The sequence below is a fragment of the Candidatus Amoebophilus asiaticus 5a2 genome, assembly GCF_000020565.1.
Classification (GTDB): domain Bacteria; phylum Bacteroidota; class Bacteroidia; order Cytophagales; family Amoebophilaceae; genus Amoebophilus; species Amoebophilus asiaticus.
On record NC_010830.1, the window covers coordinates 26,572 to 44,858 of the forward strand.

Here is an 18,287-nt window from a genome sequence, read left to right on the forward strand (position 1 = left end):
TGATATATTATCGTCTTGCTAAGTTTTTGTTGCTGACATACTGTTATATGGTCTTGTCAGGGTTTGTACCCAAACCAAGCACCCCACAGATTGGCAAAAAGTCTTTACCTGCTCACAATAAAACATCTACTTCCCCTGTAGATACACCCAAAGATATTGATGCTAATGCAGTACCACTAGACAGCTTATCAGATACTTCAAATGCACCATTACTTACCAAGCCTCAGCCTTTGAAACCAATCCCCTTAGCTAACCCTGACCCTTTACAACCTTTAGATCAGCTGGTTACTAAACAATCGGTCCATATGTTACCATACATTCCGTTTGTACAGGAAATTTCTATAGGTATAGAAGGTGTTAGCTTATTGAAGAACACTTGGAATTTATTAAAAAACATAAAAAAGCACGAACCTAACCGACCCTATGAATATGTAGGCAACTTAAATATATTATTTAGAAAAAATATACAATTTTCTGCTGACCTAGGCTATGTAAAACTTTATCCAGACCAGCTAAAAGCCAATAAGCATGCATATAGCGCAAATGGCTTTTATGGAAGTGTAGGATTAGACTATTTGAGTAGATACAGTATTACTGACAACATATATATAGGCCTACGTTATAGCAGGGCTCATTTTACAAATCAAACTATACCTACACAAAAGGATGAACAGGCTATTCACAAGAAACTAACAGCCTCATGGTTTGAATTGGTATTAGGCTCTGAAACACGCTTATTAGACAAGCTCAATATATATGGTGGCTGTACATTACGATTAGGATGGTTGTATAATTTTGAAACATTTAATCCATCTGAAAATTATATTATACCAGGTTATGGAAGTAATACAAATAAGTTGGCCCCTTCACTAAATTTATACATTCTATACAAGATCTCTTTTATAGAAAGAATGATTAAATTTACTTAGTAATAAGTAAGTTAGGTTAATCCCTAGCTTACTTAATTTTTTCAGCCAAAAATCTCTATGAAAATTGCAGTTATTGACCTAGGTAGCAATACCTTCCACTTAGTGATTGTTGATGTAAATAATCATACCTATAAAGATTTAATTGGGAAACCTCTTGAAAGAATAGAAATAGCCAGAAAGCGACTTTATGTAAGAATTGGAGAAGGAAGCCTTGCTTTAGGATATATAACACCAGAAGCAAAACAACGTGCATTAGATGCTATGATAAAATTCAGAGAAATGATTGATGCTTATGAGGTAAATGAAATATATGCAGTTGCTACTAGTGCCATGCGTAATGCAAGCAATACAGTTGAAATTGTAGACTCCATTCACCAACTAACCAATATTCCTGTAGAAGTAATTTCTGGTGCTCAAGAAGCTGCACTTATCTATAAAGGTGTTAAAGCTGCTGTAAAAATAGAAGAAACATCATTAATTATGGATATAGGTGGTGGAAGTGTAGAATTTATCATTTGTCAGCCTAATAAGCCTTTATGGGCACAAAGTTTTGAGATAGGTGCACAAAGATTAGTAGACAATTTCCATCAGAACGACCCCATCCAACCAGAGAATCTCCTTAAACTAGAAGCATATTTAGAAGAAAGCCTGCAGCCACTCTTTCAAGCATTAGACGTCTACAAACCAACTAGGTTAATAGGAAGCTCTGGCGCATTTACTACTTTAGTATCCATGCATAGAGCAAAGGAGCAGATGCCTATAGTAGATCCAGAAATTACTGCTTATGAGTTGCCTTTTGAAAAGCTTATAGAAATTTATAAAGGTATTCGTTATAAAAATCATGAGGAACGTTTACAGATACCCGGCCTGTCCGATCAAAGGGTAGATATGATTGTTGTAAGCACAGCACTCATTTACTTTATCTTGAATAGATCCAACATCCGTAAAATAACTGCCTCTAAATACTCTTTAAAAGTTGGGTTATTTTTTCATGCTCTAGAAAAATTACAAAGTAGTAGATAAGTATATTCTACAAAATGCTCGTAACTATAAAGCACGGCCTCTTCTGTAAATAATTAGGTATTTATTGATATATATGTAATCTTTGCCAGGGAACTCCCTTTTTATATACCTATGCCAATACCCGTTTTATCAATTATTACTTGGTTACCCATGGCCAGTGCACTTATTGCTGCATGTATTTCTACTCGTCGGGATAATCTATTCAAAATTATTGCATTAATAACGCTCCTTGGACAAGGTATCTGTTTTCTAGCAATACTCTACCGGCTACCATTTCCTTTATCTTGTGAACCTAGCCAATATGCATCCACCAGCCTATTTTTTGTAGAAAGGTTTAGTTGGGTGTGCTTTCCATTAGGTAAACTAGGAATGTTATCTAGCAATTATTATTTAGGAATAGACGGCCTTAACATTGGTCTAGTAGCTTTGGCGCTTATTGTAATGTTCATAGGAATCATTGCCTCTTGGCACATCAAAAAATATGTAAAAGCCTATTTTATACTATACTTGCTGCTAAATACGCTGATTATAGGTAGTTTATTAGCACTTGATTTTCTATTATTCTATATCTTTTTCGAAATTACTTTAATACCTATATACTTTTTTATCGGCTTATGGGGAGATACTAAAGGTCCTTATGCAGCTACTAAATTCTTTCTTTATACATTACTAGGCACTATACTTATACTAGTTGTGCTTATTGGACTAGGCTTATCTGCTTACGACCCTATAGCAACTGGTATACACACAGGTATAATCAACACACCATTACATGAAAGTGTAGTAGCAGAAACGGTTGATATGATACAACAGATGGTACAAAATAACCAAATAGCCTCTAAAGATATTGTACATACTTTTGATATACCGCTTATGGCTGATGTCAAAAACTTTGTTCCTAATGCCAGCTTTAATGTCGCTAGTGGTAAGTTACTAGGAGGTTATCCCTTACGTCTGCTTGGTTTCCTAGTACTGTTGGTTGGATTTCTTATTAAACTAGCAGTAGTACCATTCCACAGTTGGCTACCAGATGCACACGTACAAGCACCTACACCCATTTCAATTGTGCTAGCTGGCATCTTACTTAAATTAGGAGGTTATGGCCTATTAAGAACAGCTTATAGTATATTCCCAGAGGGAGCTGTTTTTTACGGTTTTTGGATAGGAATACTAGGAGTGGGTTGTAGTATCTATGCAGCACTGAATGCATTGGCTATGCAAGACTTAAAAAGGATGATAGCTTATGCTTCTATAGCTCATATAGGTTTTTTCTTACTAGGATTAAGCTCATTAACTGCTGAAGGTGTGCAGGGTGCACTATATCAGCTTATAAGTCATGGATTAATTACTACATTACTTTTCTTATTGGTAGAGGCACTTTATAAAAAGACCAACGACAGAACCATCAACCATTATAGTGGACTAGCAGCACGTATGCCCTATTATACTACGCTAACTTTAATAGCTTTTTCGGCTGCACTAGGCCTGCCTGGATTCTCTGGCTTTATAGCCGAACTACTTATCTTACTAGGAGCTTTCCAGTCTTCTATCTTCAGTACATACTTACCTATTGGGCTGGGTATACTGGGTGGGTTATGTATTTTACTAAATGCTACTTACTATGTATGGGCTATACAACGTATGTTTGCAGGTAAATTCTCTTTATATCTTCCTGCTTTAGAACCTACTTTAAAAGATATTGATGTGCAGGAACGGGTTGTGCTACTATCTGTTATTGTATTGGTAGCAGTATTAGGACTTTGTCCGAATTTACTTTTAAATTTAACTAGAGATACTTTAATCCATTTAGTAGACAGGATACAAGAGGTAGGACAAGCCAATCTACAAAAGCTCCTTATGTAAGGCTATATGAGCTTAATATAACTTCCTAGTCATTTAATACCTTTGTGTTAATTTTTATATCGAATTAAGGTTATATGTATGGAAGCCAAGCAATATGAAATAACAGAAATCGGAAAATTACCTAACCAACCTGGAGTTTATTTCTTTTATAATAAACAGCAACAGATTATCTATGTGGGCAAAGCAAAGGACCTAAAAAAGAGAGTTTCTAGCTACTTTAACAAAAACCAACAGGATAATTTAAAAACTAGGAGAATGGTAGAGGAAATAGCTGCTATTAGTTTTACAATAGTTAATTCTGAGTATGAAGCTTTGCTGCTAGAAAATAACCTTATCAAGAGATTTCAACCACGTTATAATATTTTACTGAAAGATGATAAAAGCTTCCCTTACATATGCATTACACGCGAGCGGTTTCCAAAAGTCATTACTACCAGGCAACCAGGTGCTAAGCTAGGACAATATTATGGTCCATTCACAGACCTTAAAAACATGTATCAAATCCTAGATCTCATTAAGAGTCTATATACCCTCCGCACTTGCAACTATAATTTATTAGAAGAAAACATCTGTAAACATAAATTTAAAGTTTGTTTAGAATATCATATAGGACATTGTAAAGGACCTTGTGAAGGATTGCAAACCGAAGAAGCTTATAACCAAGACATTCAACAAATTGAGCATTTTCTTAAAGGCAATATCAATGCTGTCAAAAAACATTTTAAAGAAAAGATGTCCCAAGCAGCAGCAGCAATGGACTATAAGAATGCACAAGCTTACAAAGAGAAAATAGCAGCTTTAGAAAACTACCAATCAAAATCCTTGGTAGTCAATCCGCAAGTAGGAAATCTAGATGTATTTGCTATTGTATCTGATGCTAAAGCTGCTTTTATTAGCTATTTACAAATAAAAGAGGGAGCTATTATCTGTACACAAAATACAGAGATTAAAAAGCAGCTAGAAGAACTAGATGAAGATATACTTCCTTTAATCATTTTACATTTTAGAGAAAAGTATGCAAGTAATCCATCAGAGATTTTAGTCAACATACCTATTGCTACTACCTTTGACAAAGCAATGCTCACTGTACCTAGAATAGGAGATAAAAAGAAATTAGTAGAATTAGCTACCAAAAATGTACTCTTTCTAAAAAGAGAAGCATTACTACGCCAAGAAGATAACCAAAACCGTGCTAATAAGACGCTTGTATTATTACAACATGACTTACAATTAAAAGATTTACCCTTGCATATCGAATGCTTTGATAATTCTAATATACAAGGCACACATCCCGTAGCAGCCATGGTTGTCTTCCAACATGGAAAGCCTGCAAAAAAAGAGTATCGGCATTTTAATATTAAAACTGTTGTGGGGCCTGATGATTTTGCATCCATGCGAGAAATAGTTACTAGAAGGTACAGAAGGTTGATAGAGGAAAATCAAAAACTTCCTGATCTCATTGTTATTGATGGTGGTAAAGGGCAGTTGGGTGCTGCAGTAGCAGCTTTGCAAGAATTGGGTATTTATGGACAGATACCAATTATAGGAATAGCGAAACGTCTGGAGGAAATCTACTTTCCAGAAGATAGTTACCCTATTCACATAAGCAAACAATCCCCCTCTTTGAAACTGCTACAGCAGATACGGAACGAAGCACATAGGTTTGCCATTACTTTCCATAGAGACAAGCGTAGTAAAACCAGCCTTAAAAGCCAACTAGAGTCTATACCGGGCGTAGGAGAAAAAACAATCACCACACTTTTACAACACTTTGGTTCTGTCCAAAACATTAAAGAAGCGAGTCTAAAGGCATTGGCAAGCCAGGTTGGTAATAAAAGGGCAATACAAATTAAGGAACACTTGAAGTAGGAAAGAACTTTCTCTTTTAAAAAAGATTTATGTGGAGTTAGGAATTGAAGCCTTAACTGGACAATAGTAATTAAAAGCCTTTCTATACTTTTATAAATAAACTACATAGCATTATAATAATCCTTCAGCAGTAGAATCCTCTACAAAGTTTAAAAGCATTTGTTTTATTTACCAATCGACCAAACATACTATCAATTGCTGGAATTAGTGGATATAGCAGGTATAAAAAATTAGTTGGTACTTTTTGTCATTCACAACAATTTATTAAGCTTCTTCCGAAACCTATCACTTGGCCACATTTAAATATATCTATATCTAGATTTTATGAGGTTTCAGAAGAAGTCTATTGGTTAAAAACATTTTTTACTTAAAGATGTGTGACTATAAATCAACCAAAATATATTATACATTCTCTATCGATTCCTTTTTTTTCCAAAATTTACCCCTTAATTGATCGTTGATATGGATTAAATTGTTGACTAGTAGTTAAACCCTTAAGTTTTAAAATAGTCTATAAAAGAGTCTTTGTCATCAAATATCCATTCAATATTAGGATATTGTTGTTTAAATTCTTTTTGGTAAGAACTATTAAGATATCCTTTAACTAAACATGAGTATAAAAAAACTTTTTCTATTGAAGTATCTTTTAGTAGATTGGCAATCGTACGTAAAGATCTAAGAGTTATAGTATTATGAAAACCTAAATGGATTGTTTTTACAGGAGTATTGGATAACTCATTAATGATTGTTTTTGCTTCTGTAAAAGTCATTTTGGGAAACCTAATTTCTTTCACTTGACTTCTCTTCAATCCTTCATATTTGACAATTTCTGACGCAGCTATATCATCCAACATAATTCTTTTAACTTTACTAGTAGGCAATGCGCTAGCAAATACCTGTAAAGCGCTAGCAAACACCTGTAAAGCACTAGCAAATACCGGTAACTTAGATTTGAACCAAAAAATTTCCTCAATTTGGCTGACTGGCAATACATGAGCAAAATTATTTATTTCTATATCGCTCACACATCCCATACATTCCCCACGTATATCGAATCTTTTAATATTACTCGCTGGTAATACATTAATAATTTCCTGTACTCCACGAGCAGTTACATCTGCTCCATATATAAAATTGAGCTCTTCCAATTGACTCCCAGGCAGTATGCGAGCAAATGCTTGTATTCCCAAATCACCTATCTTATTATGGGATAAATAAAGCCTTTTAATTTTACTTTTTGGCAACGCTTCTGCCAATGCTTGTGCTCCCGAAAGAGTTATACCATTATCTCTTAAATCAATTTCTTCTAGTTGACTGTGTGGTAAAGCTTTGGCTAATACTTTTACTCCCTCATCTCCTATGCGATTAACGCGTAAATTAACTTTTTTAATACGCGTTCTAAGTAATAATTCGGCTATTTCTTGTACTTTTTGGCTTATAAGATTATGTGCTAAATCAAGCTCTTCTATTTGGCTACTTGGTAATACTTCGGCTAATTCTTGTAGCTTCCAGGTCTTTATATTCCCCCAAAACTCTGTGTTAAAGTTAAAACCAAGCCTAGAGTTAAGGTCTAGCTTCTGCACCTTAGTCCTTTTAAGATAGGGACCATATTCTGCTCTTATATTTTTTACATTACGTATTAGCTGATAAAAAAAGAAACTAGAAATTGTTTGGGGTTGTCCAATCATATTGAAATCTATAACCTTATCTATTTTTAAAGATGGAATATATAAGGCGCCTCGCAGCTCATTTTGTACTCCGGTACCACCTAATACAGGATAATCTCCAATTAATCTACAAAAATACTTATTCCACCTTCTAACCTTCAATACTTCCTCCAGTGGTAGATATGATAAAATATGCTCAAGTATCTCCGGAGGAAGAAAATAAAAGTTATCGTATGGTTGGCAGTCTGCTTTTTTGCAAACTTCCAATAAATGATTAGGTTTTAAAGAATAACCACGATCTAGTTCATCTATTGCTTCTTGCAACATTCTTTCTAATTCTAGCTGGTCTTTTACCAACGAGCTAGTCTCTTGTTTAGCAACGCTATCTTTTTCATGTGCTTGTTGAGTACATTGAGTAGCGAGAAGGTTATAATGCCCTGTGGTTTCAGCCTCCTTTTCTATTGTTACACTTACTTGCTGGGTGGCAGCCAGATACCTTGGTCGCTTATCTGTACCAATTTGGCCTTGTGGTGAAAATATCTCTCCTTCACCCCACGCCATTTGTTCAAATTTTCGTTTACTATTACCTGCCTGTCTAGTTTTACCTACATGAGAAGTTGGATAAACAGTAGATGCATCCTTAGGATACAAAGGTCTATAAGATGCATGACTACTACCCTGATGACCTACAGCTACATTTGCTCTGCTTGGTTGTGCAGGCATCACAGTAGATGGCAATGATAAACTTGTAGTTTGTGGTATAGCTTGCATAGGATACGGTATGGGTTGTCCTATCGGCGATGATACAGTTGATTGGTTTGTCCATATGACAGGCTGTGTAGGTACCAATATGGTGTTATGCTGTTGCACAGCTTGCATAGGCTGAGGTGCTTGGACAATAGGCAGCACTAAGGTCGGTTGTTCTGTCCATAAAATATGCTGAGGAGCTAAGTTGGTAGCCTGTTGTACAATTTGCACAACTGGTGCTGCTGGTTGAATGAGGGAATGTATTACAGTTGGTTGCACAGTACATAACATAGGTTGTGGAGGCACAGAACTTGGCGTAGTTTGTATTGGATATGCTGCGATGGATCGACCTGTACCAGACACGCTAACTATAGAATGAGGAGAATTATTAGGATTAGTAGGTTGCGGTAAATTATCGCCACAACTTTGTAATAATAAACCTGCCAATAGTAAGCGGGCTAATATAGGTTGTGTATTATTAAAATATCTTTTAAAGAATCTCATTTTATTATTGCTTGTTTTTATAAGATTGATAAGAAAAATGAGTGTTTGAGATATTAATGGTATTATAATGTGAAAAAATAAATATATTTCTTGCTGAGGTTATCCGAAAAGTTTTTTCACAGATTCAATAGAGACACAAAACAACATTTTCATTTTATAAATACCAAATAAATCAATAAGTAAAATATAAAAACATCCTCTTAAGGTAATTTTACGGATAAAACGCACTTTAAATTTACTTTTAAGAACTAGCTAATCCAGTAGAAATAAATTCAAATGCTTAGCACATTCTATAATCTTCAGAATAAAAAGTGGTTTTGTATTTTTTGGCCATCATAAATAGCCTTATCTTTGTCCTTCGTAATTATAATTCCCAAGAATCAGTATGCAATTTGAACTACAGCATGTAGATGCTTCTTCCAAGGCACGTGCTGGTATTATTACCACTGCTCATGGAAAAATACATACTCCTATCTTTATGCCTGTCGGTACTGCAGGAACCGTCAAAGCTGTAGAACAACGTAATCTGCATCAGGATGTAGAAGCTGAAATTATACTAGGTAATACCTACCATCTTTATTTACGGCCAGGTACACAAGTACTAGATGCTGCTGCTGGGTTACACCAGTTTATCAATTGGCATAAACCCATTTTAACAGATAGTGGTGGTTATCAAGTATATTCTTTGACCCAACGTAGAAAGATTACAGAACAAGGTGTTACATTTTGTTCACATATAGACGGTTCTAAACATACATTTACTCCAGAAAATGCAGTAGATATACAAAGAAGTATAGGGTCTGATATTATGATGGTATTGGATGAATGTACCCCCTACCCTTGTACCTATGCATATGCTAGACAATCTATGGAAATGACCCACCGTTGGTTACAAAGGGGAATTGCACAATTCAATAAAACAACCAACGATATCAATAATTATCAGAACTTGTTTCCTATTGTACAAGGCAGTATCTACAAAGATCTTAGGGTACAATCAGCAGAAACGATTGCAGCAGCCAACCAACCTGGAAATGCTATTGGAGGAGTATGTCATCCTACAGGACAACTATACGAAGTTACAGAATGGGTCTGTGACATCTTACCTAATGATAAACCACGTTATCTGATGGGCGTAGGAACACCCCGCGACTTGCTAGAATGTATTGCATTAGGCGTAGATATGTTTGATTGTGTTATGCCTACCCGCAGTGGCAGAAACGGCAGGTTATATACTACCGAAGGTATTATTAATATTAAAAATAAAAAATGGAGGCATGATTTTAGTGTTATAGATTTACAACTGAATAGCTATGTGAGCAACCACTATACCAAGGCGTATTTACACCATTTGTTTAAAGCACAAGAAATACTAGGAGCACAAATTGCGAGTATACATAACCTTACTTTCTATTTATCGCTTGTTAAACAAGCTAGACAACATATTTTGTCAAATACTTTTGTACCTTGGAAAACAAGTATACTTCGAAAAATTATGGAAAAGCTGTAGTACTGCTTAGCATTCTATGGCTAGCATTATTGTAGAAACAGCATAAATAGTATTTAAAGAAGCTATAAAATAACTAGAATACACATATTTATTATGAAATTGTTAGACCGCTACATATTAAAAAAATTCTTATTTAGCTTTTTATTTATTCTTTGTTTAATCATACTCATCATTACTTTAATTGATATAACTGAAAAAAACGAATATTTCATTAGGCATAAACTGAGCTTTCGTGAAATAGCTGATTATTATTACAATTTCTTACCATTTATGACTAACATGGTAAGCCCCATTACCATTTTCATTACAACAATTTTTGTGACTTCTAGGCTAGCCCAGCGTACTGAAATTATAGCCATACTCAGTGGAGGGGTTAGTTTTGTGCGTTTCTTAGTACCCTACTTAATAGGGGCAACCTTTTTAGCAATCTTTAATTTTATGCTAATAGGTTGGATACTTGCCGATGCAAATAAGAAGAGAGTGGCTTTCGAAATAGAATATGTAGACAGTCCTTATCGAAGCAGTAGTAGAAATATACATATTAAACTTTCTACAGATACTTACCTGTATGTAGGTTACTATAGAAGCTATAATGGTTTAGGAACAGATGTAACTTTAGAGACCATACGAGACAACCGACTTATGGAAAAGATTTCTGCTAAGGCAATAAGATGGGTAGAAGAATCAGGCCAATGGCAGTTGAAAGATTGGATATGCAGAAAAATAGATGGGCTTGATGAGCATATTACTAGTGGCAAAGCAATGGATTTAACACTCAACCTTCACCCTGAAGATTTCAGTATTAACCCTAAACTACATGAAATGCTCACTTTAACCGAGCTAGATAAACATATACAAAAATTGCGTGAGAAAGGGACAGATAATTTAAACTTCTTTTTAACAGAAAAATATGTACGTTATATGTCACCTTTTGCAGCTATTATACTTACTCTTATGGGGGTAGTGGTTTCTGCACGAAAAAGCAGAGGAGGAGTTGGCTTACAAATTGCCCTTGGGTTTATACTAGCTCTTATTTATATTGCATTCTTCTTATTTGCGCGCGGTGCAGCCAATGTAAAAGGCAATAACCTACTCTTAACTATATGGATGCCTAATATTGTATTTTCTATAATAACTCTTATCCTATACAAGCTAACGCCCAAATAACCATTAAAGCTTATTATATGTTATTATTTTATTTATTTAGAAAAGGTAAATTTCTGTTAATTCTAGGTATCCTACTAGTTGTAGGTAGTCTAAATAACATAGTAGTAAAAGCCACCACTTCTGAAAGATGGCAACGTATCCGTACACCCCACTATGATATTATATTCTTGTCTGAAATGGCCCGTGAAGCACAGCGGATGGCCAATACATTAGAAATATTATATTTCCCTGTAAGCAAGACACTCTCTACAATACCTAAACGCATACCTATTATACTCAAAAGCCAAACAGCCATACCTAATGGAATCACGATATTAGGACCTCCTAGAAGAGTAGAATTTTTTACGTTTCCTCCTCAAGACTATACTTACATACTTAATAACGACTGGCTTAACTTATTAGCACTCCATGAACTAAGGCATGTAGTTCAGCATGAAATTATGCTTAAGAATCAGATGATATCTTTTGGCGTCCCTGACTGGAATTGGATGTTAGAAGGCGATGCAGTAGGAACAGAAACAGCATTATCTAAAGCAGGCAGAGGAAGAGCTCCTTATTTTGAACTATTATATAAAGTTAATTTATTGGAACGTGGTGGATTCAGTTATTTTAAACAGATGAACCGCTCCTATCAGCATCAAATTCCAGACCATTACCGAATGGGGTATTTTATCACAACTTATCTCAAAAGAAAATATGGTACTGATATCATCAGTAAACTGATGCAAAGAGATAATATTTGGGAAATCATTAATCCATTCACTTTACATAATAGATGCAGAAAGTTAACAAGTAGATCTTTAACTCAAATTTATCAGGATGTAAATACCGAACTCAAAGAATTATGGTCAAAACAACTAGAAGACCTAAAAATTACATCTTTTCATCCTATACATACTAGAAACTCAGAAGAATATACAGACTATAAGTACCCTCAACCAATTTCATCAGGCATTATAGCAATTAAATCTGGTATAGGAACAATAACCCATTTTACCTACATTAATGAAACGGGAAAAGAAAACCATATTTTTACACCCGGCCCTATTGACTCAGATATACGATTTTCAGCAGCCAAAGATAAAATAGTTTGGATAGAACACATGCCTGCATTACGCTGGGAACATAAACGATACACTGCTATTCAATCCTATAACATTACAACTAAAAGATATAAAACAATTGCCTACCCTAGCAGATATAGTACTGCTGCACTATCGCCCAATGCTACTAAACTAATTGCTGTTGAAACGGATGAGGCATATAATCATAAACTTATGGTTTTAGATGCAGAGACTGGCGCAATACTATGCTCTTTACCCAACCCTGCAAACCATTACTATTTAACTCCTATTTGGTCATCAGATGGGAAATATATAGTAACTGTAAAACATGTGCAGAATAAAGCTGGTATTAGCCTTATTGATCCACAAACAGGCAAGAGCCAAGATATACTACCTTATACTGAAGAGCTTATTGGTTGTCCGATTTTACATGGTTCTTATATATACTATAGCAGTGCTTATAGTGGTATAGATAACATTTATGCCGTGCACATTAACACCAAGCAACGATTTCAAGTTACCTCTAGTAAATATGGTGCTTATAACCCTGCTGTCTCAACAGATGGTAAATGGCTGCTATACAATGATTTTGGTAAAGATGGTATGAATGCCGTAAAGATATTTCTGGATTCTACACAATGGACACCTATTGAAAAAGTAGAAGATAAAAATATCCATTATTACCAACCACTTATAGACCAGGCCGATATTTTAAACCAGGTTCCTAATAACACATATGCTATTGAAGAATACACCACTTGGAAAAATTTTAATAATGTTCTTCCTCAATTTACCAAGCTATCAACTCATAATTATCAAGATAATATTATGGGAGGCTTTGTATTTAGAGATATTTTAGGGGAGTCAGAATTAGTATTACCTGGATTAGGTTATAAATGGCATAAGTTTACAAAACATACAGGACGTATTTTTACTAGATTTACTTATAAAAGATGGTATCCGATTATAGATATTAATGCCAGCATTTTACCTACAATTCGGATAAAAGACGACGCTACAGAAATATCGACATCTCAAGAGTATCAATTAAACTTAACCCTGCCTTTTACCTGGAATTTCCATGCCTATACGTACAATATTGTATTAAATACATCTACTATAATTAAGAATTTAACCAAATCAAATACATGGGTACGTCAGCAAACTTATATAGCTTACTTTTCTAGATTTTCGAAAAAAAGCCTCAGAGATATCTATAGCCCATGGGGCCAAAAATTTAAGGTAGATTATATACATACTCCATATGGAGGGCCACAATTAAAGGGAGTAGGAATAAACTTAAAAGTATATTTTCCTGGCTTATACAAACATCATTCATTCCGCATAGGTATGAAGCAACAACATAATTTAAGTAAAATTAACTCAATAAGTTTCTTTAAAATTCCTAGAGGTCTTGATAAGCAAGAAAGCTATCAAAATTCACATAGAACACATAGAATAAGTGTGAATTATGCTTTTCCTATTAGCTATCCTGATATTCACGTAACGCCATTTGTATTTATAGAACGTTTAAGAGCCAACTTATTTTATGATTATGGTTATCATTTTGTTCAAGAACGATCATATCATATTATTGGAGCAGATTTTATAATAGATACTCAATGGTTCCAAGTGGGCCTACGCTGTATGTATAAAATAAATACTAATGATAGAATGGCTAATGTATTACTAAAGTAAAAATTTTAAACAAAAAGCTTATTTTTGATTTTTATTAATAATTTTCAAATATCAATTATACAAACATGGCAGAAGTAATTAGGATGCCTAAAATGAGCGATACCATGGTAGAAGGTGTGATCGCTGCTTGGCTAAAAAAAGTAGGCGATACCGTAAAATCTGGAGATATTTTAGCAGAAGTGGAAACAGATAAAGCTACAATGGAGTTAGAAGCTTATGAATCAGGCACCATATTATATGTTGGTGTCCAAGAAAAGCAAACAGTTCCTATTAATGGCGTACTTGCTATTATTGGTAAACCCAATGAAGATATTTCTGCATTATTAACAGAAATACAGCAAAACACTGCTCCTCAAGCAGCTAGTGAAAACGTTACCACTACGGTCTCTGCCTCTCCTACCACACTATTACAACCTGAGCTTCCACAGCCTAATTTAAATGCTAACAATACTGGACGCACACTAATCTCTCCTTTAGCTAAAAAGATGGCACAAGCACAAGGCCATGATATAACCACCATACAAGGGACAGGAGAAAACGGTAGAATTATCAAACGAGACATAGAAAGCTTAGTGAACAGACAAATAGCAAACAGCAGTTGGTCTATAGATGGCTCTTCTAACTTACAAGAAGCTTGGGAAACAATACCTGTTTCTCAGATACGTAAAACTATTGCTAGACGGCTTATAGAAAGTAAATCAGCAGCCCCACACTTCTATTTAAGCATATCCGTTAACATGGATACGTTGGTAGCTGCACGTGTTAATTTAAATCAATATACATCTGTTAAAATAACCTTTAATGATATCATTATTAAAGCAGTAGCAGTTGCTATCAAACAGCATCTCCAGGTTAATACAGCTTGGCTAGGAGATACTATTAGATACAATAAACACATACATATTGGCGTAGCCATGGCTGTAGAAGCAGGCTTATTGGTACCTGTTGTTAAGTTTGCAGATCATAAATCATTATCGCAAATAGCAACAGAAGTTAAAACACTAACGCAAAGAGCTCATAATAATCAGCTACAACCTTCGGATTGGGAAGGAAGCACATTTACCATATCTAATTTAGGTATGCTAGGTATAGAATCTTTTACTGCTATTGTTAACCCACCAGCATCTTGTATACTTGCAGTAGGTGCAATACAGCAAGTACCCATTGTAAAAGAAGGAACCATAGTCCCTGGGCATGTTATGAAAGTAACTTTAAGCTGTGACCACCGAGTGGTAGATGGTGCTGTAGGCGCTGCATTCCTTAAAACTTTAAAAGAATTACTAGAAGAACCACTTAGGTTACTAGTTTAGGAATTGCCTGCTATCGTGTTGAAGCATAGTTTTTTGTTAACTTAACAAAACAATATAAAAGAGACATACAAGTAATTTTCATAAGAATTTTTAAAAGATAGGTTATATGCTTAAAATAAAATCAACAACCGTTATTGCTGTTATGCATAACAATGAGGTAGCTATTGGGGCTGATGGACAAGCTACCATGGGCAGTACAGTTGTCAAAGGCAATGTCAATAAAATAAGGAAACTTTTAGATGGGAAAGTATTAACAGGCTTTGCTGGCTCTACTGCAGATGCATTTACACTTTTAGACCGATTTGATGAAAAGTTACAGCGCTATTTCGGCCATATGAAACGCTCAGCCATTGAACTTGCCAAAGATTGGCGGACAGATAGATATTTACGAAGGTTGGAAGCAATGCTTATAGCAGTCAACAAGGAAGAATTACTGCTTATTTCAGGTACAGGGGATGTAATAGAGCCTGACAATGGAATTGTTACCATAGGATCAGGAAGCTTGTATGCAGAATCCGCTGCCATAGCTCTTAAAAAACATGCTCCTCATTTAACAGCAGAAGAAATTGTGAGAGAAAGTCTTACTATTGCTGCAGATATTTGTATTTATACGAATGATAATTTAACTATTGAAAAAATTTCTTAGTTATATTCTTGCTCTTAGATGCTGTCTAAAAAGTGTAATTTAGTTAGGAGAAGCAGACAAAACTTTGTAGAATTAGTTAGTGAACTTTAAGCGGACAGCTATGCAATACACTAGCGATTTAACAGATAAGGAATAGGAAGTGCTAGAACCATTGGTTACTTATAAGGTCCTTGCTGGCCCCGTAAGTACACTATAAGAGAAGTATTAAATGCTATTTTGTATTTAGAAAAACGGGCTGCCAATGGCGCATGCTAGGTGCCCATTTTCCACCCTGGAAAAGTGTTTATGGCTTGTATTATCGCTGGCGAAGAAATGGTAAATGGAACCTAGTCCATGATATACTTCGAGATCAGGTACGAGAAAAGCAGGAAAAACAGACTATACCCAGTGCTGCCATTATGGATAGTCGCTCGGTTAAAACAGCACAAAAAGGGGGTCGAGAGGTTATGATACAGCAAAAAAAAGTAAAAGACCGCAAGTAGCATATTATTGTTGATACGCTAGGACTTATACTTTAGACCTGCTGCGTAAGAAGAAACTGATAAAGACATTAAATTTCTCAGAGTTGAAATCACTTTTTGTAAAAATTCACCCTGTATTTTTTTATGCTTTAAATACCTATTTTTATTTTTTGTATTTTCTAAATTGTACAAAATATTCCTTTGTTTTTTTATGATCCTACTTTTGCAACAGGTCTAATAAATTACCAAAGTAGTCTTGAAGAGATTGGTTATGTACATTCTGATGTAGAATTTTTCGTTTATCGGACATGATTAAAAAGATATCACCAATTTCGAGCTTTTTATTAACTTTTTTTAATGCTTTTAATGAGATCAACAAGCTTTTTCACTCCGAGCATAGCATAATAGAGCGCATCAATCAGTATAAAGACTTTGTTGGAAGCTGTCAGTGCATTAATTGTCAACAGGCTTAGTGATGGAGGGGTGTCAATAAGTATATAATCATACTTTTTCTCTAAAGGATCTATCAATTCCTGTAAGATATATTCTCTGCCTGGTTCGGTACTTAATTCTAATTCTACAAAAGAAAACTAAGAAGAAGCGGGTATTAAATCCATGCATTCTTCTATGGCTATTGTCTGTATGGGCTTAGTGTTTTTTAAATAGTCATAGATGGAACTATGACATTTTTTACACCTAATCCAGCCGTTAAATTAGCTTGAGGATCTAGGTCAATAAATAGGACTTCCTTTCCTAGCTGATGTAAGCCAGCACCAATATTTAGTGTATTAGTGTGTAGAGGTCATTTTTCCAACCCCTCCTTTGTGGTTACTGAGTGTAATGTTCGTTGCCATAATTTTTTAAATAATAGACTTCTTTCGAAACTAGGATTTACAAAAAATGAGTAAATTGGGTGTAAAAAGAGGCAATAAGCATGAAATATGAGCAAACAAAGGAGTTAGAAGAAGAGAAATTCCGTCGTTTAACAGGTATTAAACGTCCTACATTTGACAAAATGATAGCTATATTTAACCAAGCTAACATACAGAAAAGGACCCGCGGTGGGCGTAAGCATAAACTTTGTATGGAAGACCAGTTGTTAATGGCTTTAGAATATCTAAGGGAATACCGCACTTATTTTCATATAGCACAAAGTTATGGCATTAGTGAGAGTAGTGCATACAAGGGAATAAAGTGGATAGAAAACACTTTAATCAAGCATCCAGCCTTTGCTCTGCCTGGTAGGAAAGCCCTACGCAAAAGTGAGTGTGGGTATGAGGTTATACTAATAGATGCTACAGAAAGCCCTATTGAGCGACCTAAAAAAAGCAAAGACACTTTTACTCTGGAAAAAGAAAAAGGCATACACTCAAAAGTCAACTTATTGTCGACAAGCAAAGCAAAATAGTAATATGCACCAGTTTTACAAATGGAAAACGGCATGACTTTCGCTTGTTCAAAGAGTCTAAAGTTCGCATTAATCAACAAATAGAAGTAATAGCAGATACAGGCTATCAGGGTTTAAACAAACTACATGCGAAAACAAAACTTCCTAAAAAGCGAACTCGCAAGCACCCTTTAACTAAACAGGAGAGAAGAAGCAATGCCCTATTAGCCAGCCAAAGGGTACTTAATGAAAATGTTATCGCCATGCTTAAACGCTTTAAAATCCTTTCTGATAGATATCGTAATAGAAGAAAACGCTTTGGCCTTAGGTTTAATTTAATAGCCGCAATCCATAATTATGAACTCTCAATTTAAGTTTCGAAAGAGGTCTATTTTACGATTTCTAAGAAATAATAGAAATTTAAGTGATAGACCCCAAATTT

General features: G+C 34.9%; 11 protein-coding genes and 3 pseudogenes. 11 read left to right on the top strand and 3 right to left on the bottom strand.

The window, feature by feature from the left end; translation table 11 throughout:
• Nucleotides 1-47 precede the first annotated feature (47 nt).
• The 4 genes from AASI_RS00110 to uvrC all read left to right on the top strand — a co-directional run bounded on the left by AASI_RS00110 (nucleotide 48) and on the right by uvrC (nucleotide 5,684).
• Nucleotides 48-929 carry a DUF6048 family protein gene (locus AASI_RS00110; protein WP_012472250.1) on the top strand — a complete coding sequence of 294 codons (882 nt, stop codon included), beginning with the start codon at nucleotides 48-50 and terminating at the stop codon, nucleotides 927-929.
• 57 nt (nucleotides 930-986) lie between these two features.
• Nucleotides 987-1,952, top strand: coding sequence for a Ppx/GppA phosphatase family protein (locus AASI_RS00115; RefSeq protein WP_012472251.1), 966 nt, complete (start codon nucleotides 987-989; stop codon nucleotides 1,950-1,952).
• Between the two features lie 111 nt (nucleotides 1,953-2,063).
• Nucleotides 2,064-3,815, top strand: coding sequence for a complex I subunit 4 family protein (locus AASI_RS00120; protein WP_044282677.1), 1,752 nt, complete (start codon nucleotides 2,064-2,066; stop codon nucleotides 3,813-3,815).
• 78 nt (nucleotides 3,816-3,893) lie between these two features.
• Entirely contained in the window at nucleotides 3,894-5,684 is a 1,791-nt protein-coding gene (uvrC, locus tag AASI_RS00125; protein ID WP_012472253.1) for an excinuclease ABC subunit UvrC, read from the top strand.
• Nucleotides 5,685-6,178: 494 nt separating this feature from the next.
• Here the strand turns inward: uvrC and AASI_RS07475 are convergent, their stop codons facing one another.
• On the bottom strand, nucleotides 6,179-8,602 hold the full coding sequence (locus tag AASI_RS07475; protein WP_012472254.1) for an F-box-like domain-containing protein: 2,424 nt from the start codon (nucleotides 8,600-8,602) through the stop codon (nucleotides 6,179-6,181).
• Nucleotides 8,603-8,987: 385 nt separating this feature from the next.
• Here AASI_RS07475 and tgt point away from each other — a divergent pair, with 385 nt between their 5' ends.
• The 6 genes and pseudogenes from tgt to AASI_RS07790 form a co-directional block, all read left to right on the top strand.
• Nucleotides 8,988-10,112, top strand: a complete 1,125-nt coding sequence (gene tgt / locus AASI_RS00135; protein WP_012472255.1) for a tRNA guanosine(34) transglycosylase Tgt — start codon at nucleotides 8,988-8,990, stop codon at nucleotides 10,110-10,112.
• Between the two features lie 93 nt (nucleotides 10,113-10,205).
• A complete protein-coding gene (locus AASI_RS00140) occupies nucleotides 10,206-11,279 on the top strand; it encodes an LptF/LptG family permease (RefSeq protein WP_012472256.1) in 1,074 nt (357 codons plus the stop codon).
• A 17-nt stretch (nucleotides 11,280-11,296) separates the two neighbouring features.
• Nucleotides 11,297-14,041: a hypothetical protein gene (locus AASI_RS00145; RefSeq protein WP_012472257.1), complete on the top strand. Its 2,745-nt coding sequence runs from the start codon at nucleotides 11,297-11,299 to the stop codon at nucleotides 14,039-14,041.
• A gap of 65 nt (nucleotides 14,042-14,106) precedes the next feature.
• Complete coding sequence (locus AASI_RS00150) at nucleotides 14,107-15,351, top strand: dihydrolipoamide acetyltransferase family protein (protein ID WP_012472258.1); 1,245 nt, start codon at nucleotides 14,107-14,109, stop codon at nucleotides 15,349-15,351.
• 106 nt (nucleotides 15,352-15,457) lie between these two features.
• Nucleotides 15,458-15,997: an ATP-dependent protease subunit HslV gene (gene hslV, locus AASI_RS00155; RefSeq protein ID WP_012472259.1), complete on the top strand. Its 540-nt coding sequence runs from the start codon at nucleotides 15,458-15,460 to the stop codon at nucleotides 15,995-15,997.
• A 139-nt stretch (nucleotides 15,998-16,136) separates the two neighbouring features.
• Nucleotides 16,137-16,476: pseudogene (locus tag AASI_RS07790) on the top strand (transposase); the annotation flags it as partial.
• Between the two features lie 326 nt (nucleotides 16,477-16,802).
• On the opposite strand, the pseudogene AASI_RS09155 reads toward AASI_RS07790, so the two are convergent.
• Both AASI_RS09155 and AASI_RS09250 read right to left on the bottom strand, forming a co-directional pair.
• Nucleotides 16,803-17,027: pseudogene (locus AASI_RS09155) on the bottom strand (ParA family protein); the annotation flags it as partial.
• An 89-nt stretch (nucleotides 17,028-17,116) separates the two neighbouring features.
• Nucleotides 17,117-17,239, bottom strand: a pseudogene (locus AASI_RS09250) (ParA family protein); the annotation flags it as partial.
• Nucleotides 17,240-17,392: 153 nt separating this feature from the next.
• Here AASI_RS09250 and AASI_RS07805 point away from each other — a divergent pair.
• A protein-coding gene (locus tag AASI_RS07805; RefSeq protein WP_148204898.1) for an IS5-like element ISCaa2 family transposase occupies nucleotides 17,393-18,219 on the top strand; the annotation gives its coding sequence in 2 pieces (ribosomal slippage) (nucleotides 17,393-17,780 and nucleotides 17,780-18,219; 828 coding nt in all).
• The last annotated feature ends 68 nt before the right edge of the window (nucleotides 18,220-18,287 follow it).